The sequence below is a fragment of the Pontibacillus halophilus JSM 076056 = DSM 19796 genome, assembly GCF_000425205.1.
GTDB lineage: Bacteria > Bacillota > Bacilli > Bacillales > BH030062 > Pontibacillus_A > Pontibacillus_A halophilus.
On record NZ_AULI01000019.1, the window covers coordinates 1 to 20326 of the forward strand.

General features: G+C 41.5%; 15 protein-coding genes and 2 pseudogenes. 4 read left to right on the top strand and 13 right to left on the bottom strand.

Going from position 1 to position 20326, the window contains the following annotated elements; genetic code table 11:
- Positions 1-184: 184 nt before the first annotated feature.
- Positions 185-2173: a phospholipase D-like domain-containing protein gene (locus H513_RS20435; RefSeq protein ID WP_051240068.1), complete on the bottom strand. Its 1989-nt coding sequence runs from the start codon at positions 2171-2173 to the stop codon at positions 185-187.
- Between the two features lie 484 nt (positions 2174-2657).
- On the opposite strand from H513_RS20435, the gene H513_RS0115530 reads away from it, so the two are divergent.
- From H513_RS0115530 to H513_RS21000, 3 genes and pseudogenes are all read left to right on the top strand, one after another.
- Complete coding sequence (locus tag H513_RS0115530) at positions 2658-3392, top strand: hypothetical protein (RefSeq protein WP_026801555.1); 735 nt, start codon at positions 2658-2660, stop codon at positions 3390-3392.
- A pseudogene (locus H513_RS21310) lies at positions 3389-3490 on the top strand (DUF4176 domain-containing protein); the annotation flags it as partial. The gene H513_RS0115530 and the pseudogene H513_RS21310, both read left to right, overlap by 4 nt.
- 660 nt (positions 3491-4150) lie before the next feature.
- The gene (locus tag H513_RS21000; RefSeq protein ID WP_051240070.1) at positions 4151-5035 is read left to right on the top strand and encodes an HNH endonuclease; all 885 of its coding nucleotides are present in this window, start codon (positions 4151-4153) and stop codon (positions 5033-5035) included.
- 130 nt (positions 5036-5165) lie between these two features.
- Here the strand turns inward: H513_RS21000 and H513_RS0115550 are convergent, their stop codons facing one another.
- The 6 genes and pseudogenes from H513_RS0115550 to H513_RS0115570 form a co-directional block, all read right to left on the bottom strand.
- Complete coding sequence (locus H513_RS0115550) at positions 5166-6608, bottom strand: carbon starvation CstA family protein (protein WP_026801556.1); 1443 nt, start codon at positions 6606-6608, stop codon at positions 5166-5168.
- A 209-nt stretch (positions 6609-6817) separates the two neighbouring features.
- On the bottom strand, positions 6818-7552 hold the full coding sequence (locus tag H513_RS0115560; protein WP_026801557.1) for a LytR/AlgR family response regulator transcription factor: 735 nt from the start codon (positions 7550-7552) through the stop codon (positions 6818-6820).
- Complete coding sequence (locus H513_RS22235) at positions 7545-7904, bottom strand: sensor histidine kinase (protein ID WP_330981695.1); 360 nt, start codon at positions 7902-7904, stop codon at positions 7545-7547. Before H513_RS22235 ends, H513_RS0115560 begins: the two co-directional genes overlap by 8 nt.
- 42 nt (positions 7905-7946) lie before the next feature.
- Positions 7947-8162: pseudogene (locus H513_RS22240) on the bottom strand (histidine kinase); the annotation flags it as partial.
- A gap of 24 nt (positions 8163-8186) precedes the next feature.
- Positions 8187-9293, bottom strand: a complete 1107-nt coding sequence (locus H513_RS22245; protein ID WP_330981693.1) for a LytS/YhcK type 5TM receptor domain-containing protein — start codon at positions 9291-9293, stop codon at positions 8187-8189.
- 283 nt (positions 9294-9576) lie between these two features.
- Positions 9577-11481 (bottom strand): 3'-5' exonuclease, encoded by a 1905-nt coding sequence (locus H513_RS0115570; RefSeq protein WP_026801558.1) that lies wholly within the window; start codon positions 11479-11481, stop codon positions 9577-9579.
- Between the two features lie 296 nt (positions 11482-11777).
- Between H513_RS0115570 and H513_RS22285 the strand changes: the two genes are divergently transcribed.
- Positions 11778-11903 (top strand): DUF1829 domain-containing protein, encoded by a 126-nt coding sequence (locus tag H513_RS22285; protein ID WP_081658311.1) that lies wholly within the window; start codon positions 11778-11780, stop codon positions 11901-11903.
- A gap of 278 nt (positions 11904-12181) precedes the next feature.
- Here the strand turns inward: H513_RS22285 and H513_RS0115575 are convergent, their stop codons facing one another.
- The 6 genes from H513_RS0115575 to gatA all read right to left on the bottom strand — a co-directional run bounded on the left by H513_RS0115575 (position 12182) and on the right by gatA (position 20319).
- On the bottom strand, positions 12182-13093 hold the full coding sequence (locus H513_RS0115575; RefSeq protein WP_026801559.1) for a hypothetical protein: 912 nt from the start codon (positions 13091-13093) through the stop codon (positions 12182-12184).
- 1060 nt (positions 13094-14153) lie between these two features.
- Positions 14154-14639 (bottom strand): YehS family protein, encoded by a 486-nt coding sequence (locus H513_RS0115580; RefSeq protein WP_026801560.1) that lies wholly within the window; start codon positions 14637-14639, stop codon positions 14154-14156.
- Positions 14640-14709: 70 nt separating this feature from the next.
- Entirely contained in the window at positions 14710-16083 is a 1374-nt protein-coding gene (rlmD, locus tag H513_RS0115585; RefSeq protein WP_026801561.1) for a 23S rRNA (uracil(1939)-C(5))-methyltransferase RlmD, read from the bottom strand.
- Between the two features lie 278 nt (positions 16084-16361).
- Positions 16362-17279 (bottom strand): diacylglycerol kinase, encoded by a 918-nt coding sequence (locus H513_RS0115590; RefSeq protein ID WP_026801562.1) that lies wholly within the window; start codon positions 17277-17279, stop codon positions 16362-16364.
- 133 nt (positions 17280-17412) lie between these two features.
- Complete coding sequence (gene gatB, locus H513_RS0115595) at positions 17413-18843, bottom strand: Asp-tRNA(Asn)/Glu-tRNA(Gln) amidotransferase subunit GatB (RefSeq protein WP_026801563.1); 1431 nt, start codon at positions 18841-18843, stop codon at positions 17413-17415.
- Positions 18844-20319 carry an Asp-tRNA(Asn)/Glu-tRNA(Gln) amidotransferase subunit GatA gene (gene gatA, locus H513_RS0115600; protein WP_026801564.1) on the bottom strand — a complete coding sequence of 492 codons (1476 nt, stop codon included), beginning with the start codon at positions 20317-20319 and terminating at the stop codon, positions 18844-18846. It abuts the gene before it with no gap.
- Between the last annotated feature and the right edge of the window lie 7 nt (positions 20320-20326).

Sequence of the window (20326 nt, forward strand, 5' to 3'; positions counted from 1 at the left end):
CGTAGGGAAGACGCTGAAAGCGTCGAATTAACAGATTTAGCAAAAGACTGAAAATGACTTTCTAGATGCATAAATGACAACCCTCCACTGGAAAAATTCACTTAAGAAGGATAACGATAGCTTAGTAGTCATTTCAAGTTTTGCTTAGCTTGACGGCTATGGAACCTGTCCCTCCGTCCCGCAACTACCGTGCAGGGATGTCTCCGCCGGCTGCTTCGTAGCGGGGGTAGAATTCTTGGAGGAATTGGTTGGTGATGCTCGCGTCGTGGATGAATAGCATGTTTTCATCGTTGACTTCGTTTCCGTTCGTGCTCCAGTTTGTTGATCCAACAATGGCTGTTGGGTCACTTCCTGGATGAGTCGCGTCAATGAGCATCGTTTTCGCGTGCATTTTGCGGTCTTCATTGTCCTCGTACACAGGTGCTGGGTTATTCCAGCGCACGTTCGGATTGTTTGTTGATGTCTGTGATGCAGTGCGTCCTGTCATCTCGATTGACGCAGACCACCACTGATTCCAGAAGCCTTCATCAAAGACCCCTTTCACGTCGAAACCAGTTCGAGTTCCTTCCAAATCGTTATAGGAACCTTCCCATTTGTATTTCAACTCATTTACAAGCTGCTGATCTGACCAAGCGAATATCATAAAGTAAGAGCTATAATCTGCGCTCGTTTTCACGTAGTCCGCCATATGGCCGATGGCATCGTCGCCAGCTGAGAAGTAAACGTCGACCGTCTTCCCACCAACAGATACCGTATGCAACGTGTTGTCTATTTTACGGCTACCAAAGTTGGCTGAACTTGCGTCTGGGGTTAATCCAGACGCTCCCCACATTTCATCAAATTCCGTCTTGAATACATCTGCTAGATTAGAAGAGTGAAGCTCTACAACGTGCTGCGTGTTCCCGCCTAGAATACCATCTTGCATGTTGGACTCAGAACCATATAAGCCAGTCACGGTGAAGTTCCAGCTGCCTGTGAACACCCATTTCCCATCCACAACTGCGAACTTATTGTGCATCTGGTCGCCAGGGGAGTAATAATTTCCTGCGCTTTTCTCTTCCCCTTTAGCCAATTCATAGCCTGACTCCGTTCCAGAACCAACGCCAACCGTGACATAATCCATACCTGTCACAGTGGAAGGCAATCCGTGCTGCTGACGTAACGCTTGATCCTCAACTGCAAACATGATTGAATCAGAGAACACGTCAATGTCGTCAGCCGTGCCAATCTTGCCATCGTTCCCACGCACCATCTCTTCTACATAGAGGCGCATAGTCTGGTAACGTTCCGTGTAGTGAGGGTCGCTACCGTCTTTCGCATCAGCAATGACCCGCACATCCACACCATCAGAAGCTTTAGCAATCAATGCATCGACTACGTTCGGCAAATTGATTTCATACGTTGCGAAATCAATTGAGGTCGTCGCCTCATTAATGCGGTTAATCAAGCGATCTTCAAGGTTTACATTATAGTTCGCTTCATTTCCACTCGTTGCATAATCTGTGTACGCACATTTATTAAAGTAAACGTTAATCGCACCAGCTGCGTTCGATACGTTGTTCAAATGTTCCTGTGAATCACAAGTAGGTCCGTTGCTCCCTGGGTCACCTGATCCTGTCGAGCTACTATTCTGAGCTTTCGGTGTCCCTAAACCTCCATTATATGTAGTCGTCCCATCTTGCCAATTGGAAGCATCCGTCCCATTGATTGATGCATCTTGACGCGCCATCGTTGCATTAGAGTCATTATCCCCCGCATGCCATGCGTCCACTGTATCAATAACCGCACCACTCTCATCTCGAAGCTCAAGCACCTCGCCAGAGTTACTCAACGAACCCGTGTAAATCTGGTCGGATGTAGCATCTGATACAGTACTGTCATCCGTTCTTTCTAGTAAATAATATCCTCCGCTTGGAATGGAGCCTGTTAAATCAATGGAAGGAGAACCATCCGTAGCATTCAACGTCCACCCCTCAAGAGAAAGACTCCCTCCCGTACTGTTGTATAACTCAATCCACTCGTCATTGTAACTGGTCGATGTCCCCATCCACGCAATCTCATTCACCACAACATCTTGAACCGTTGACGCGCTTGTTGCATGGTCGCGCATCGGCACCATTGTTGCGATTAATGTAACGACGACCGCTAATGCCAACGCCTTCTTATGTCTCATCCGTCTGACACTCCCTATGTATAGAATCATATTTTCACTCACAGGCACCAATGTAACACAAACCTCACAATAAATTTCCATATTTATAAACACTTAACACAAATAGGAAAAAGGGCAGTGAGTCAAACTTTTATACGGACAAATCTAGTCTTATAGGCTCCTATTTATGGCTGCATCAGGAAGTAATCGGTTAAAACTTCATAGACTTTGTAAAATTATTGTAAGTAACACCAGACACAAGGGATATTTACATATGAAGGAGATATAGATAGAGATCTGGCACATAAGTTCGTTGATGAAAAAAGTGATTAAAGAGTAAAGTAGGAGTAGCAGGAGTTATGCTTCTTGAATGAAGGTGTTGAACGAGGAGGAACGTTTATAGAGAGTTAGTTAAGTATAAGCGGTCAAATAAAAAAGAGTAGAAAGCGCTGGTTGGAGAGTACAGCTGAAGGTTATTTAACTAAATTCCATAGGAGGAGTAGCAATGATCATACCTAAAGACATTAAATACGAAAAACTCCCAGATTACATGAAAGAACATCTAAGATTTTTCGGTGCAGATAAAGTAAAGGAAATAGCTGTTTTTATGATAGTGATGTTAGATATAACCTTATTACCTGTTTTAATTCTATCTTACAGACCCATTGATTCACTTATCACTGTTCCTTTACTAATTCTTACGCACTTATGGTTCTTACGAATGATTATTGTGGAGCCCTTCAAGTTACAGCTTGAAACCATGCTATATTTAGGTGTACTAGGCGCTGTAGGAACGATTAGCCATTATATCGCTTTGCTGAAGATCATTTATTCTCTGTCTAACGAAAGTACATTAACGCTTTTAGCAACCGCTACATTTATTACAGCGGGGTCTCTATACGTAATGTCGTCACATCAAATAAAGAAGTACAGGAAATTAGATTATGAACGGGATGAAGATAAACAATGGTACAATAAAAAAATTTTTTATCCCTTTCTGTATGGGTCGCCAGTATTAGGATATCTAATTGTACAGACGAACAATAATGCTCAGCAACATGTGATGTTCATACCAATATTACTCTCACTAAGTGGAATCTTAGTGATGATTTATTTCGCTTCTAGGTTTCTACACAAATACATGTTTATGAAGAAGAATCCCCACCTCCTCCGCTATCATAGACCGATAGGTAAAGAAAAGAAAAAATATATGAATAAAAAGGGGTTTGAAATTAAATGAATGACATCCTACTTCCAAATGGTTCAATCGTTCTTTTGCATGGCGGTGAAAAGAAGATGATAATTTATGGTAGAAAACAACTACATATAGCTGAAGAAGAAAAATTTCAGAAAATCCTAAAGCAAGTATAACTATTGAATACGGTTGAGATAAATATCCATTCAGAAGCATGGAGAAACATAAGTTAAAATTCTCTGTGCTTTTTTATATTTGTATAATCGTTCAAGAGGATTCAGTCATATAAGGTCGTTAGTTATCGATATACAGATACCCATCAATGTCTCAATATGCTACCTACTGTTAGGTGTCTTACCCAAGCTTTCAATTCCGTTTCCATTCTCATAATTGGTTAATTATAACAATAGACTATCATCTCAATCTTTCTCTAATCATGTCTTTAATTAACCGCTCTACTGTTCTACCACATTCCGTTGCAAAAGATAAATATCCTCAATGCCCGACTTGTACCTTCAATGCCTACCACCCCAACCTCTCCATTAGCTAAACTATGAATCTAAGCATCTGTGCTCAATAATGCTGATTAGAAAATTATTCCACATTTAAACGGTAGGATAGGAAAAAGTCTAAAGTCTCGCTTGGAAACGGCATCTAGAGGAGTATGAACTCTTATCTACTAGACTTCGAGTTTCAAAGACCAGTTCACACCAAAGAAATAGATTGGAAATTTTTCTACCACAATAAAACTATTATGATAAAATTTTACTAGTAAATTAGAATGAGTTACTAGGAGTGAACACATGGCATTTATTAGACACATAGGTAAAGGGATTGGCACCGTGGGGGGCGGGCTTGTTGGAGGAGCTGTAAAACTAGCTGGCAAAGCCGTAGGCACGAAAAACGAAAATATTGGGCAGTGGATGGAAGATACCGGGTCTACTATAAAGACGGCGTCTGAGACCGCACTAGATAACGCGGGCCAATTTCTGGATGGGGCCGTGCAAGGTACATATGGAGTCATTACGAGAGAAGAAAAGCATAGACAAGCAGGTTGGTCCGATGTGAAAGACTCCTCTACTAGAACATTAAAAGGAGTCGGGGCAACCGCAAAGTATACGTGGAATAGTGCCGGTACAACGTATAACGGAATCATCAATAAAGATAATGACATGATCATCGATGGCGTGAAGAACCTAGGCAAAGTGGCTGCAGTCTCTACCATGGCGATTGGGGTCATCGACTTGATGGATGGAAGCACGGTCGAAGCTGAAACCATCAACGACCATCTAGTTGATGGTGAACACCCTGAAACTGGTGTGCCATTCCAAGAGAAAACAATCACCCTTCCTAATGGAGATGAAGTCGTTGGAACCTATCCTGTATTCGAGTCCAATTACAGTGCGATCCTCCCACAAGAAGTCTATCTTGAGAGCGACGATATCCATTTCAGAATGGCCAACGACTCCCTATATGAGGCCATTCAACAAAATCCAAATCTCGCTTCTCAAATGGGAATGAATGTTGAGGACGTCAATAGGCTTGCCGTTGGTGACACCCCAGAAGGATACACGTGGCACCACAACGAGACACCTGGAGTGATGCAGCTAGTGGACGAGGACGTTCATGAGAATACGGGACATACAGGTGGTCGCGTGATGTGGGGTGGTGGGAGTGAGAATAGGTAACTACATGAAACACCAATCTGAAGAGATGTTGTCTATTGACTGCTCTCCCACTAAGTTGCTCCAATCAAGCAAAAAAAGCAGGAACCTCCAATTCGGTTCCTGCTTTCTACCCCATAATTTAACAACTACTTTACACAATCTTTCTCCACTCCTCCTCAAGAGGAATCTCCTTCTCAAGTGAGCGACGAGCATGAACAAAGAAAGCTCCAATCACGACTACTGTAATGAAAGCAGCAATGATATAAGAAATATTGATTGGGAGTCTAAATCCAATATCTGCATTCAAGATATAGGAGAAAGTCGCCATGGTCATAAAGGCTGCTGGTATTGTAGCGATCCAGTAATTCTTCCGTGATAAGTACAGATAAGTGGCTCCCACCCATAATGCAATAACTGCAGTTGATTGGTTCGCCCATGAGAAGTAACGCCATAATAGAGTAAAGTCAATACGCGTTAGGATGAATGAAATGACGAACAATGGGACAGCAATCCATAGACGATTCTTAATTTTACTCTGTGTTACGTGAATATAGTCTGCAATAATCATACGCGCACTTCGGAATGCGGTATCACCAGAAGTGATTGGAAGTACAATAACCCCAAGGATTGCTAACGTTCCACCTACTGCGCCAAGCATTGATGTCGACACTTCACTTACAACTGCAGCAGGTCCACCAGTAGCTAACACTTCATTAAGCCCCTCTGAACCATTAAATAGACTCATAGCCGCTGCCGCCCAAATCATTGCAATAATTCCTTCTGCAATCATCATTCCATAGAAGATACGACGTCCTTGTTTCTCTTGTTGCGTTGTACGTGAAATAATAGGCGTCTGTGTTGCGTGGAAACCGGACAATGCCCCACAAGAAATGGTTAGGAATAGCAATGGGAATATCGGTGCGTTATCTGGGTGCATGTTGGTAAGAGACAACTCTGGAATAGGAGCTCCAGTCGTGACAAGTCCAACCCCTACACCTAAAGCACTGACTACGAGTAACCCTCCAAGGAATGGGTAGAACCGTCCAATAATCTTATCAATTGGTAGTAAGGTAGCAATTAAATAATAGACAAAAATGGCAGTTAAAATAATCGGTAGCGTTAACCAACTACTCGTCATGCTATGCAGCAGGTCGGCTGGTGCAGTTACAAATACAGTACCAACTAATAGTAGAAGTAGAATAGAAAAGGCATTTACAACGTGCTTCATAACCTTGCCTAAGAACTTTCCTGCAAGCTCTGGCAAATGGGCTCCTTTATTACGAATGGAGATCATACCTGTTAAATAATCATGGACAGCCCCTGCAAAGATTGCACCAAATACAATCCATAGAAAGGCAACCGGTCCATACAAAGCTCCTAAGATTGGACCAAATATAGGCCCTACCCCGGCGATATTTAAGAGTTGAATAAGCGCATTTTTCTTCTCACCCATAGGTAGATAATCGACACCATCGTTATTTGAGAATGCAGGAGTCGGTCTGTCTGTGTTTACTCCAAATGTCTTCTCTACATACTTTCCGTACGTGAAATAACCGATAATTAAAAGGACAATACTTATAAGAAAAGTAACCATGTCGTCTCTCCCCTTCATTGTAATCGCTTTCATAAAAGGTATCATGATTGCGCTTACAAAAGAGCGGATTCTGTCTAAGATGTTAGAATGAGAAGGTAACATGCATTAAGGAGTATCCGAGATGCATGTTCTCCAGTTAACAAAAAAGGGCTTGAAGAACACGTCTGTCGACACTGTTCTTCAAGCCCTCTCCATACGTATGCTTTTCCTTACAATTCAAGTTCTTTCCTAAGGTCTTTAATATAATTACGACTAACGGATAACTTCTCATCCGTCCCTTGGAGTTCCAACTGATAAGCCCCATTAAACCACGGAGTCAGACGCTTAATATGATTCAAGTTGACTAAATAGCTCTTATGAATACGGAAGAAGGGATAAGCATGAAGTCGAAGTTCCACATCCTTTAAAGGCAACTTCGTCTCATAAACCCGATGCCTTGTAACCACTTTCGTCTCCCTTTCCTCTCGTCCCACATATAGAATTTCATCCGGTGATAAATAAGCAATCCCATCTTCACCTTCGATTGGTAGCTTTGATGGACTTGAAGTTTTCACCGCCTCCGCACGAGTTTGCTCGAATCTCGATTGGATCCGTTCAATGGTTTCACCTAACTGCTCTTCATCAAATGGTTTCAATAAGTAGTCGAGAGCTTCATGACGAAACGCCTCAACTGCGTAGTCAGGATAGGCCGTAGCAAATACGATATGAGGCGAATGTTTAAGCTCCTGTACGGATTTGGCCACTTCCATCCCATCCATCTTAGGCATGTCGATATCCAAGAAGAGAACATCAGGTTGGAGTTGAATCGACTTCATAATTGCGACATCCCCTGATTCTGCTTCCCCCACTACTTCAATTGATTCGTGCTGATTTAATAAATAGATGAGCTCTTCTCTACTCAAGCGCTCATCATCTACAACGATGACTGTAATTGGTTTATTCATAGTGCTCCTCCTCAGGGTGCTTAGGAATTACAAAGGAAATCGCAGTGCCTTCCCCTGGCTTACTTTGTATATGAAGCGTAGAACGAAGGCCATACATTAATTCTAATCGTTTGTTCACATTATAAATTCCGAGGCCAGTACCTTCCGTAGAATGAACCGTTTCAACTCCTAGGTTAACTAGATCATCACGATGAATTCCAACTCCGTTATCTTCTACCAAGACCTGAACTCCATCCTCTTGTTCCAGGATTCGAACTAAGACTTTCCCCACGCCGTCTTTGTTTCTGAGCCCATGCTTGATACAATTCTCAACAAGAGGCTGGAGGGTTAACGGAGCAATCCTTGCATTCAATGCATGTTCATCAACCTCATAGTCAACCTGTAATTTGTCTTCAAAGCGTGTCTGTTCTATGAGTAAATAGGATTTAACGTGTTTGAGCTCCTCCCTTAATGGAATAACTGTCTTGGTTGTAGCACTAAGGTTCTGCCGGAAAAACTTTGATAATGCAATGAGCAAAGAACGAGCTCGGTCCGGCTTTGTACGTGTTAGGGACACAATAACGTTAAGAGAATTGAACAGGAAATGCGGGTTAATCTGAGCTTGCAATGCCCGAACTTCTGCTTCACGTGCTAGCTATTTCGACTTTTCAGCTTCCGCAATTTCAAGTTGTTGTCCTAACAATGAAGTCAGACCTTGTATGAGCTCTAACAGGACATTAGAGATTTCTTTCTCTGACCGCACGTAGAATTTCAGAGTGCCTACCACTTCATTCCTTCGCTTAAGTGGTGCAATGACAGCCGCACCTAATGGACAATCTGGTACTTTACATTGAATGTCTGGATGGTTCGCAATCAGCATCCTTCCTGACTGCAATACCTCTTTCGTCGCATCCGTTTGAATCGGTTCAAGAGATTGGTGATGATCATCCGCTTTCCCAACGTGTGCCAGTATCACATTCCGGTCCGTCATTGCTATAGCGCTTACATTTACTTCTTCATAAATCATCATGCACACGTTGTAGGCAGACGTCGTATTTAATCCTTTCCGCAAGTGAGCAATAGTGGATTCTGCCAATTTCAACGCCTTCTGTGCCTGTGTGGCACCTGCCTTCTCTTCCTCTGCTAAGACGCTCAAGATAATGAGTAAGAATAACGCAGACCCTACCCCATTTGCCACAATCATTGGTAGACCAATCTCTTTGACAAGGTCCCATGCCATTGTAAATGGTTTCGATACTCCTAAAATAATTAACATTTGTATTGCTTCTGCTAAAGCTCCTACAAATAGCGCTGTGGTTAATTTAAGCTTCTGTTTCTTCTTATGAAAGAATCCAGCAACAATCCCAGCAACGATAGCAGATATCCCGCAAGCTACCCCAGTAAATCCACCTAATGAGAAACGGTGTAGTCCTGCAATCAGACCACTCCCAATCCCAATCCGATACCCACCAAACAAACCCGCTGCCACAATCCCGATGACGCGTGAATTGGCTATTCCCTCAGAATCTCCAATCGTATAGCTCACATTTCCAAACAAGGAGGAAGACGTATCATAGGTAATGCCCGTATATGTACCAATAACCCCAAACAGACCAAAGAACAAAATAGCCATGTAATGCTGCTTCGGGTTAAGAACCTTCTGATCAATTAACTCTCGAAAGAAACGAAATCTTGTAATGATGAACGCAACGGTTACAATAATCCCCAACCGCTCAAGCATAGGAAGAAATAATTCTAGCATAGATGACTCCCTCTCACGGAATTTGCTTTTATTGTAGCATGGGATAAATGGGAGTGGGAGAGTGACTTGTTCTTTGTGGAGGTGGGGGGATGTGTGATAGATGATTTGGACACATCTTTGATAATAGGTATTGTACCAGTAGAAAAGCAGGTGCCTTCAAAGGCACCTGCTCCTATTCCTTATTTATATTGCTACTCATTCCAGACGTCTGACGTGAGCACCTGACACCTAAGCAGGGTTACCTATTCATAGCAATTCCTCGTTAGATTACCCAATTTATCCATTACTTATGTACATGACGTAACTGTTTCAATTGCGAGTTTTTATTTCTTATTTCGTCAAAATATCTCGTAAACTTCGACTCAGCCGAGTAAGAAATTGTTAAATACTCGATTGCTCTAGTCATGCCAATATACATTAATGCCACCTCTCTTTTCTCATCCTTCTCGAGGGCAAATGGCATATTGTCTACATTTAGCATAAATACTGCTTGAAAGTCCATTCCTTTACTACTATCAATCGTAGAAATCTTCGCGGTACCATCATCTTTTTTATAAGCTCTTTTACTCGCGAAACTCTCCGTAATCCACGTAGAAGGAATATCCATTTCTTTGAAAGTCTGCTGAATTGTATCGACGACACCTATTTTGTGCGTTCTCTTTACACGGTAAAGAACAAGCATCTCTTCATATGGGACATTTTTTTGTTCATGGAGTTCCTTCATCTTTAAGGCGACTTCTCTAACTTCAGCCAACCAACTCTCAGCCTTAATGATTAAAGGTTCCGGCCCCTTCCGCTTTGTATTCTGTGGTGGGATGATTTCTTGTCCTTCTAAACTGCCTGCAACAATCTTGCTAGTTTCAGAGAAGGTCTGGAAGAACTCCCAAGCAAAATTAACGATTTGAGTCGTATTCCGATAATTAATCTGAAGAATCTTTGAGCGACCTCTGAAATCAAGACCCGTGTCCTGAAGATAACTTCGCTTTCTACGATAGATATTCTGAGCTCGGTCCTCGACTAACAACATAGAGTATGTATCTTTATTTAACAGTAGCCCGATAAGCTTTAACCACTCAGGCTCAAAGTCTTGCCCCTCATCAATCATGACTGCGTCGTATTTTGGAAGAATGGTTTCACCTTTCTCTAATTTATCGAGTATAGTTGGCAAGTTCTCTTCCTTGATTCTCAAATCATTTCTTAGCCATTCATGAAAGTTACGAACCGATATCCCTTCCATGACATTTCGGTCTGTTCTTGCTGCATCAAATAAGTCTGTAGGTTCCGACATCTTGTGACGAACCAATGACTCGATTGTGCGAGAAAGTGATATATTATAGCACAAGATTAGAATGTTCCAATCCGGATGCTTCTGCTTAATAATCCTTGCTCTTGAAGCAAGAATTAACGTTTTCCCACTACCCGCTACACCTCGTATTAGACGATTCTTATCACCAATCTGTTTCGCCAACTTCTCTTGATGGATATCCATTGTCCCTAGGTCGTGTAAGGATAATAGTAACTGATCCCTATAAGGGGTAGGCTGTTCCAATCCTTTGCCTATGCGTACTTCAGGGAATAGATGATAACGAATTCGATTGATTTCCTCTAGAGTCAATGGTTCCTTTAACCGAAAGGGAATCTGAAACATGTTCAACAATTTCTCAATTAACACCTCCTCAGAAAACTGGTCTTTATCAGGATCAATTTCGTCTCTAGTAAGTAAAAAGACAGGATCAATCACTTCATATAAGTCAGTTCGTATACATTGCTCCTGTGTTAATCTAGTGAACACTGCTCCATATCCACACGGAAATTTAAGCTTCGCCTGATATCTCCCCTCATGATGAACAAGACTCACATCTTTCTTCAATGTGTTCTGAATCTTAAACATATACTCTCTAGCTTGTTTTAATGGAGACTTTTCTGTAAGTAGTCCACTGCTACTCGAATTAATGATCCATTCATCCTTCGTTAACCGATGTAAGCTATTAATGGTATAATCCTTTACCTCTAATACAAGCAACCCTAAGTAAGGACCGATAATAACAAAATCAGGCCGGTAACCATTTATGTCAGGTTCATAGTAAACAATATAATCATCATCTAAATAGTGTTTCAATGTATGAAATAGGATTCTCTCGCCCGCCGTAGCAGAAGTACGTATGGTTTCGGGTACAGTTTGCGACATCCCATCACCCCTTTTGTCGAAATAACTTGTTTTATGATAACTTTACCACACAAATGAGATTTATTGGTAAAACACTAATTTATTTGAATGATATTTTTACTTTTTCTAGTACGGAGGAAAAGTAATTAATAATTTTGTTAGGTTATTTTATAATAATGTTGAATAAAAAACAGCCACTCCAATTTAGGAGTGGCTGTTTTTGGTTTAAGAGTAGTTTTACAAGGTGATAAACCGTCTTAAAACGCAGAGGTCATTTTAATTACTTCCCTGATAATGACTTACAAGGGAAGTCAAAAATAAACCACAAGTTTGATTATTTATTTCATACTAAGAAATCAGCAAACAAAGTTGTCAAACTCGTTAACAGTTTAGATTCTAAAAACGTAAAAAGCATACTTTTTAGTTGGGATGACGCTTACTAACAAAGAAAGCATAAATATTGTGAGAATTTATCTATGTCCTCCATCATTAACGACTCAGATAAAACTATAAACCCTGTTCATATAAAGCATTAAGGGAATACGGAGTCCAGGATTTATATTGGTCTAATAAAGAAAATATTTCAGAAGAACTCTCTGTCTAGAGAAAACTGCCCTTAACTAAGCAAATATTTAAAGGAGCAGTTTTTTTATCAAAGGAATATTTAAGTTTAGAAAACACCTTTTATTAATAGAAAAAATTCACAAAGTGATAATGTTGCTTAAGTTGCTTTTAAGAATTGATACAAAAGATCCCAATCTGTACTTTCATCTGACAATAAATCTAAAACCTCCTGTCGATGTTTTCTTTCTTGATTTGTGAGTTCTGAATAAAAATACTGTACAGTTTCAGTAAGTTCTTTTTTTTCAAAATAGGTTTCTAAGGGTTTTAAAGATTGTACATCTAAATCTAAATGATCTATTTTTTTGATGGCTTCTCTAAACATCTCAAAACTTTCTTCATTGAAGCAATATATTATTAATTCTTTTAGCGCTTGCCTTTCAGCAAAAAAAGTGTATCGTTTTTCCTCAAAAACTTTAAAGGCCTTGGAATTATAATTTGTTTCATATGTATATAAATTTAATATACGACACTCTTCTTTGATAAGATTATACAACTTTTCACAGATGCCCCCTACTATTTTACCCAAGAACCTCTTAATTCTATCGTTATTTAATAATCCAAAAGGATTTTCATCGACTCCTAATCTATTTAAAAATTGTAAGAAATCTTTTTTTTCATCTTCTAAATGAAAATCTTCCATTGAGTACCTACCATACCTAAGCTGATTATAAAATTTATTTAAAAGATTTAAAAATGCATGTTCATTAGGCTTTAACTTCACATTTTGCAAATCATTAATTGATTCCATAAGAGAAACATGGTTGTGGTGTTTAATTTTATTAACAAATAACTCCCCTTTCACATCATCCTCTGGAAGCGACAAGATAATACAGACCTTTTGCAACCTTTCAATACCTACAGAAAGTAAGTACATTACATTAAAGACTTCAGTTGTATCATCAAGCGAGTGCATTTCATCAAAATTCCTTAGACCATCATAAATAAAATTGCCTGAAACATGCAGTTCTTTACCCATATTAAAATTTCTCCATGCTTCTATAGTATTCAACGGTTACTCCTCCTTTTTACCCTACATATGTTTTAATGTAAGTCCTCGTTTTACTTCTTATTCTTCTCCTCTTTTAATTCCTCTAATATAATTGGCATAGTAACAGTCTTCGGTTTAACACCATCTGCTACATAGTTATATTAAGTTCTGGATATTCATCAATCACTTGTGAACTTGAAAAATAGATATCAGGTAACTTCATAGGAAAGTGATGGTGAATAATTTCAGTTGAATATTGAAATCCATACCATCCTAACCCATGATCATGATGAACTGCTACCCAAGCAGGATAAAATCTTCTTTAAAGTACATTCCTTTTAAAATTTATTTGAATCATAGTATTCCTAGCAGCTGAATCTCCTGCATTATTGATTTACATCTTCCATTAACTTAGAGGTCTTGCATCAGTAACTAAGCGGTTCTCTTTTTTAATGGCTAAAGCTGGCTTGTCTTCGTCACAATCATAAGTGTATAATTCAGACTCTAACTTAGGCCTTCTTATTGCATTTAATAACGCAAAGCTAGCAATTAAAAGTGCAAATAAAGAGAAAGGCATACTCAAGTAAGTAAAAATAGATGCACTAGTTAGCAACGGTGATAAAATCCCTAATAACAACGGTTTCAAATTACCCGCTATTAACGGATAATTATATAACATAATGCTGTTCCGTGGATAAACGAAGAAATTTTTCTCGATATCAACTGATTATAGAGAAATATGTTAATCTAGACTGTTATTAAATTAGATGCTTAATATATCTTCGTAATACTAAATACTTGTTTACAGTTGGAATTATATTTGCACTACTCTATTGAAATAATGATGCGAAGGTCCAGCTTATTTGCCACCATGACTAATACAAACGATTAAGTAGAGTTCACCGAGATGAAGCTAACTTTACGCTGTATTATTCTAAAAAATCCTGATTACTATTAAGCTCACCAACTCAATAGTAATCAGGATTTTAACTCAATGTGAAATCTTTTCAATAAAACGGTTGATCCTACGAATACAACCTAAATATCCAATCCACAGAGGACCATACTTCACCACTCACATTTAACTTCTATACTTAATCGTCAATCCTTTAAGGAAACTCCGAGCAAACTTATCGCCACACTCTTTATAATGTTTGTGGCCTTGCTTTCTTAAGAGGGCACTTAATTCACCTTTTGTAACATGCACTCCAGCTTGATCAAAAACTTCAAGCATCTCTTCACCAGTTAGTTTAAGAGCAATTTTCAACTTCTTCAATAGTACATTGTTAATCCACTCTCCAGTAATCATTGGGCGTTCAGGTTGGCCAGGTTTAGGTTGCGATTCCCCTCTTTTATAAGTAATAAGACCGTTTAAAAACCTCTCTACCGTTTCATGTTTCACCGTCTCCTCGACATTACCTAAGCTGTCGGGTTTTGGTTTAGTGAGTATGCCTTGCACCTCTTCTCTAGATACATTCATCCCACCCAAACCAAAGATGTGAATCATTTCTTCGTCCTTTAAATCTAGAGCATATCTTAGCCTAATGAATCGGTCGTTATTTGTCATGTATAATCACCTTTCCTCATTTACAAAGTCCCGAGAATCATATGGACACTCGGGACTACTGCCTAAACTTCTATTTTCTTTTCAACCATGTCACACACTCAACATGACTCGTCTGCGGGAACATATCCACCGGTTGTACTTCCTGCGTCTCATACCCACCGTCTTCAAGAATGCGAAGGTCGCGCGCTAGCGTTGATGGATTACAAGATACATACACAATCTTCTCCGGCTTCACTTCAATCATAGCGTTAAGCAGATTCTCGTCGCACCCTTTACGTGGTGGGTCTACGACAACGACGTCAGGACGTAGGCCTTGGTCTTTCCACCATGGGAAGACATTCTCTGCTTCGCCAACGACGAATTCAGCGTTCTCAATGTGGTTGTGCTTTGCGTTTTTCTTTGCGTCATTCACAGCGTCTGCAATGATTTCAACGCCATAGACTTGCTTCGCTTGTTGAGCTAGGAAGAGGCTGATGGTACCAATTCCACAGTACGCATCTACAACTGTTTCATGACCTTTAAGGTCTGCATACTTAAGAGCTTGGTCGTATAGCGTCTTCGTTTGAACTGGGTTCACTTGATAGAACGATTTAGGGGAAATCTTAAACTCTACATCCCCAATTTTATCGTGAATGTATTTGTCACCGTAGATCACGTTCGTTTGCTCACCTAGGATCACGTTTGTGCGTTTGTTGTTCACGTTATGGACAATGGATTTCACGTTCGGGAACGTTTCAACGATTTCGTTAATGATTTCTTCCTGGTGAGGAAGCTTTTTCGTCTTCGTCACGATAACTACCATGATCTCCCCAGTGGCTTGTCCAGTTCGGGACATGATGTGACGTATTGTACCACGGTGGGACTCTTCATCATACGCGCTAATTCCATGTTTCTCAGCAATGCGGCGCACCGCTTCTACCATGCGGTCATTGTGCTCATCTTGGATGATACACTGATCCATATCAATAATGTTATGGCTGCGCTTCTGGTAGAAGCCGGCTTTAAGCCCGTCGCCATCTTGACCCACTGGAATTTGGACTTTGTTCCGGTAGCGCCAAGGGTCTTCCATTCCCATTACAGGATGTACAGGTACGTGTTCAAGGTGGCCAATCTTCTTCATGGCATCTTGAACTTGCTTCTGCTTCATATCAAGTTGCATTTGATAGCTCATATGCTGTAGCTGACAACCGCCACACTGGTAGTACACCGGACAAGGTGGTTCCACGCGATGTTCACTTGGCTCTGTCGCTTTAATAAGCTTACCGAAGCCGAAGTTCTTCTTCACTTTCACGACTTTCACTTCTGCCTTCTCCCCTGGGAGTCCATATGGGACGAATAAAGGATAGCCGTCAATCTTGCCGACACCATTTCCTTCATGGGTCAAATCTTCAAATGTCACTTCAACCGTTTCGTTCTTCTGCACTGGCGGTTGTGGTTTAGGCATAATATCTCTTCCTTTTCCGTTCAATTTCATAAAGCTAGTTTTCCCTGTTCCGTCTCGTTTCAAAATAGCTGTATTCTCTTCATTGTGTTAGTAACCTAAGGATGGGATTGTATCTGGCAGAGAAAATGGTTTAAACGTTATCTAGGAAAGCGAACACGCCTCCACCATTCTATCCCCAATACCATGCAGTCATAAGACAAGCAACAGGCTAGAAGTTATGGATCCCTCCAACAAGTTGTTTGTCTTACGACAAGCGGAGACAAAAGAAAGACAGCCTTTTACAATGGGCTGTCTTGTTCTTCTCCCCATCGACCTTCAGGGACAAAAAATTCAATGTGGCGATAGTAATTGACAAATTCCCCGGGCAATAATCCGCCATATTCCCCGTCTACATTGAGCTGCATCTTCTCGGCTGTTTCAACTTTAATGCGCTGGGCTTTCGCGTACAGGACAGAATGGTCATGTAAGTGATTGCCTTTAATCGCAAGCGTTGCAAGACGAATCAGTTCGGCGATGTTGACCTTCTTTATAATGACGAGGTCAAAGTAGCCGTCGTCCATCTTTGCATCAGGGGCCAATTTCTCAAAGCCGCCAACGGAATTTGTGTTGGAGACGAGGAAGAGCATGATTTCCCCTTCGTACACATTATCATCGTACTCAATGCGTACAGATGTTGGGCGGAAGGACGGGATCATCTCAATGCCTTTCAGGTAATAAGCGAGTTGTCCGAGCATCGTCTTCATTTTGCTCGGGACTTCGTACGACAGTTCCGTTAGCTTTCCGCCTCCGGCAATATTGACGAAGTATTGATCGTTTACTTTCCCGATATCAATAGGCATGACATAGCCTTCTAAAATGACGCTAACCGCTTTCTGGATATGGCGTGGAACGTTAATGGCTCTTGCAAAGTCATTTGTCGTTCCTACTGGTATAATCCCGAGCCTCGGTGGGTTCTCGGCAGGCGCGAGACCATTGATGACCTCGTTAATGGTGCCATCCCCACCCGCTGCGACAACAACATCAAAGTTACGTTCGACAGCATATTGGGCAGCTTTCGTTGCATCGCCTTCACACGTTGTTGCGTGAGTGGACGTCTCAAAGCCCGCTTCTTCAAAGCGTCGCAGAACTTCAGGGAGCTCCTTCTTAAAGGCTTCTCGGCCTGAGGTCGGGTTATAGATAATACGTGCGCATTTCATGGTTTACCACCTCAATTAAACGAACTTACCTTTCCTCATCATAGCTTGTTTTAGAGCATTTGCCTACCAGTTGCAGACAATTAAAGGTAAGCGATAGAAAAGCACGCCTCGTAAAGCGTGCTTCCAACCTATCTTAACGTTTTTCTAGTTCTTCTGTGATAATCTTGTTCACAACTTGTGGGTTTGCTTGCCCTTTCGTCGCTTTCATTGTCTGACCAACTAGGAACTTAAAGGCACGGTCTTTACCAGCTTTGTAGTCTTCAATGGACTGTTGGTTCTCATCAAGTACGCCGCCGATAATCTCACGAAGTTGTCCTTCGTCAGAGATTTGAACAAGGCCTTTGTCTTTAACGATTTGTTGAGGGTCGCCACCGTTTTCAATCATCTCTGTTGCAACTTTCTTCGCAATCTTAGATGAAATGGTGCCGTCTTCGATAAGCTTAATCATTTTCGCCAATCCTTCTGGAGTAATGGCTAACTCTGATAGCTCTTTGTAGTTTTTGTTCATGTACGCAGAGATTTCACCCATCAACCAGTTGGATGCTTGTTTCACGTCGCCACCTTTGGCAATCGTTCCTTCAAAGAAGTCGGAAAGGTGTACGTTGTTCGTTAAGACCATTGCATCGTACTCAGGCAAGTTCAGCTCGTTAATGTAACGGGCTTTACGTGCATCTGGAAGCTCAGGAATTTCAGCGCGAACGCGCTCTTTCCACTCATCAGAGACAAAGAGTGGCACAAGGTCTGGTTCTGGGAAGTAACGGTAATCATCAGAACCTTCCTTCACACGCATAAGAACCGTTTCTTTCTTCTGCTCGTCGTAACGACGTGTTTCCTGAAGAATTTCTCCACCTTTTTGAAGCACTTCTTGCTGACGCTTCTCTTCAAATTCAAGACCCTTTTGGACGTAGGAGAAGGAGTTTAAGTTCTTAAGCTCCGTCTTTGTACCAAACTCGTCTTGGCCGTATGGACGAATTGAGATGTTGGCATCGGCACGAAGGGAACCTTCCTCCATCTTCACATCAGATACGCCTGTATATTGAATAATATTCTTCAGCTTCTCAAGATACGCATACGCTTCTTTCGGCGTGCGAATATCTGGCTCAGATACAATCTCAACAAGTGGTGTACCTTGACGGTTGTAGTCGACTAAGGAGTAGCCGTCGCCACTGTGCGTAAGCTTACCAGCATCTTCCTCGATGTGAAGACGTGTAATGCCGATGCGTTTTGTATAGCCGTCTACTTCAATATCAATATATCCGTTCTCACCAATTGGCTGGTCAAATTGAGAAATTTGGTACGCCTTCGGGTTGTCTGGATAGAAGTAGTTCTTACGATCAAATTTCGTTTCTGACGCAATTTCACAGTTCAGTGCCATAGCGGCTTTCATTGCGTAGTTCACGACTTCTTCATTCAAGACAGGCAAGACTCCAGGGTAACCTAAGTCGATTGGGTTCACGTTCGAGTTTGGCTCGCTACCGAACGCGTTTGGACTTGGACTGAAGATTTTCGAGTCTGTCTTAAGCTCAACGTGGACCTCTAGTCCGATAATCGTTTCGAAGTTCATTTATTTCGCACCTCCCAAGGATGGCTTATGTGTATGATGGTCGGTTGCTTGTTCAAATGCATGTGCAGCACGATAAACCGTAGCTTCATCAAAGTGTTTACCAATGATTTGAAGACCGATTGGTAACCCTTCAGAAGAGAAACCACAAGGTAAGGAGATTCCTGGTACGCCTGCTAAGTTTACAGGGATTGTTAGGATATCGTTCGCATACATCGTCATTGGGTCTTCTGTGTTCTCGCCGACTTTGAACGCTGGCGTTGGTGTTGTTGGTCCAACGATGACGTCATAGTCTGCCAATACTTTGTCGAAGTCTTCTTTAATAAGCGTACGAGCTTGCTGTGCTTTCTTGTAGTACGCATCGTAGTAACCAGAGCTAAGTGCGAATGTACCAAGCATGATTCGGCGTTTCACTTCATCACCAAAGCCTTCACTACGGGATAGCGTGAACATATCTGCCATGTTTTCAGCCTTCTCAGAGCGACGTCCATAGCGTACGCCATCGAAGCGTGCTAAGTTCGCAGATGCTTCTGAAGAAGACAATAGGTAGTAAGTGGATAGCGCATACTTAGAGTGTGGAAGCGTAACTTCTTCCCAAGTTGCACCTAAGTCTTCATATACTTTAAGCGCTTGATAGATCGCATCTTTAACTTCTTGTGCAACACCTTCAGCTAGGTATTCTTTAGGTACGGCAATCTTCATGCCTTTCACATCACCTGTTAGTGCTGCTGTGTAGCTAGGTACCTCAACGTTCGCAGATGTAGAGTCCATTTGGTCTTGACCTGCAATCGTTTCTAGGATGTATGCATTGTCTTCTACGTTACGTGTGATTGGGCCAATTTGGTCAAGAGAAGACGCAAAGGCAATCAGACCGAAACGAGATACGCGGCCGTAGGTTGGTTTTAACCCAACAACGCCACAGTAAGCTGCTGGTTGACGGATGGAACCACCTGTATCGGAACCTAGGGAGAATGGAACTTCGCCAGCTGCTACTGCTGCTGCAGAACCACCGGAAGAGCCACCTGGTACATAATCTGTATTCCATGGGTTACGAGTTGCTTTGTAGCTTGAGTTCTCGTTAGAAGAACCCATTGCAAATTCGTCCATGTTTAATTTACCGACAGTTACGGATTCAGCGCTATCTAACTTCTGGACAACGGTTGCATCGTAAAGTGGGTCATTCAAGTTATCGAGAATTTGGCTCGCCGCTGTAGTACGAAGGCCTTTCGTCACGATATTATCTTTCACGCCAATTGGCATACCAAATAGAAGACCACGGCCTTCTTTCGTGCCACGAAGTTCGTCAAGCTCCTTCGCTTTGTTGCGTGCTGCTTCTTCATTTAACGTAAGGAAGGCTTGCACTTCTCCATCAATTTCTTCAATACGGTTGTAAGCTTCGCTAAGCAAGTCGTTTACGCTAATCTCTTTGTTATGTAGCATCTCTTGCAAATCTTTCAGCTTGTGGTCAAACAAAGACATGGGGTGA

Bases quoted from the DNA above. Each gene is read 5' to 3' on its own strand.
- H513_RS0115550 (WP_026801556.1), bottom strand. From the start codon at position 6,608: ATGGTTACTTTTCTTATAAGTATTGTCCTTTTAATTATCGGTTATTTC.
- H513_RS0115530 (WP_026801555.1), top strand. From the start codon at position 2,658: ATGATCATACCTAAAGACATTAAATACGAAAAACTCCCAGATTACATG.
- H513_RS0115560 (WP_026801557.1), bottom strand. From the start codon at position 7,552: ATGAATAAACCAATTACAGTCATCGTTGTAGATGATGAGCGCTTGAGT.
- H513_RS21000 (WP_051240070.1), top strand. From the start codon at position 4,151: ATGGCATTTATTAGACACATAGGTAAAGGGATTGGCACCGTGGGGGGC.
- H513_RS22245 (WP_330981693.1), bottom strand. From the start codon at position 9,293: ATGCTAGAATTATTTCTTCCTATGCTTGAGCGGTTGGGGATTATTGTA.
- rlmD (WP_026801561.1), bottom strand. From the start codon at position 16,083: ATGCCTAAACCACAACCGCCAGTGCAGAAGAACGAAACGGTTGAAGTG.
- gatB (WP_026801563.1), bottom strand. From the start codon at position 18,843: ATGAACTTCGAAACGATTATCGGACTAGAGGTCCACGTTGAGCTTAAG.
- H513_RS0115590 (WP_026801562.1), bottom strand. From the start codon at position 17,279: ATGAAATGCGCACGTATTATCTATAACCCGACCTCAGGCCGAGAAGCC.
- H513_RS20435 (WP_051240068.1), bottom strand. From the start codon at position 2,173: ATGAGACATAAGAAGGCGTTGGCATTAGCGGTCGTCGTTACATTAATC.
- gatA (WP_026801564.1), bottom strand. From the start codon at position 20,319: ATGTCTTTGTTTGACCACAAGCTGAAAGATTTGCAAGAGATGCTACAT.
- H513_RS0115570 (WP_026801558.1), bottom strand. From the start codon at position 11,481: ATGTCGCAAACTGTACCCGAAACCATACGTACTTCTGCTACGGCGGGC.
- H513_RS0115580 (WP_026801560.1), bottom strand. From the start codon at position 14,639: ATGACAAATAACGACCGATTCATTAGGCTAAGATATGCTCTAGATTTA.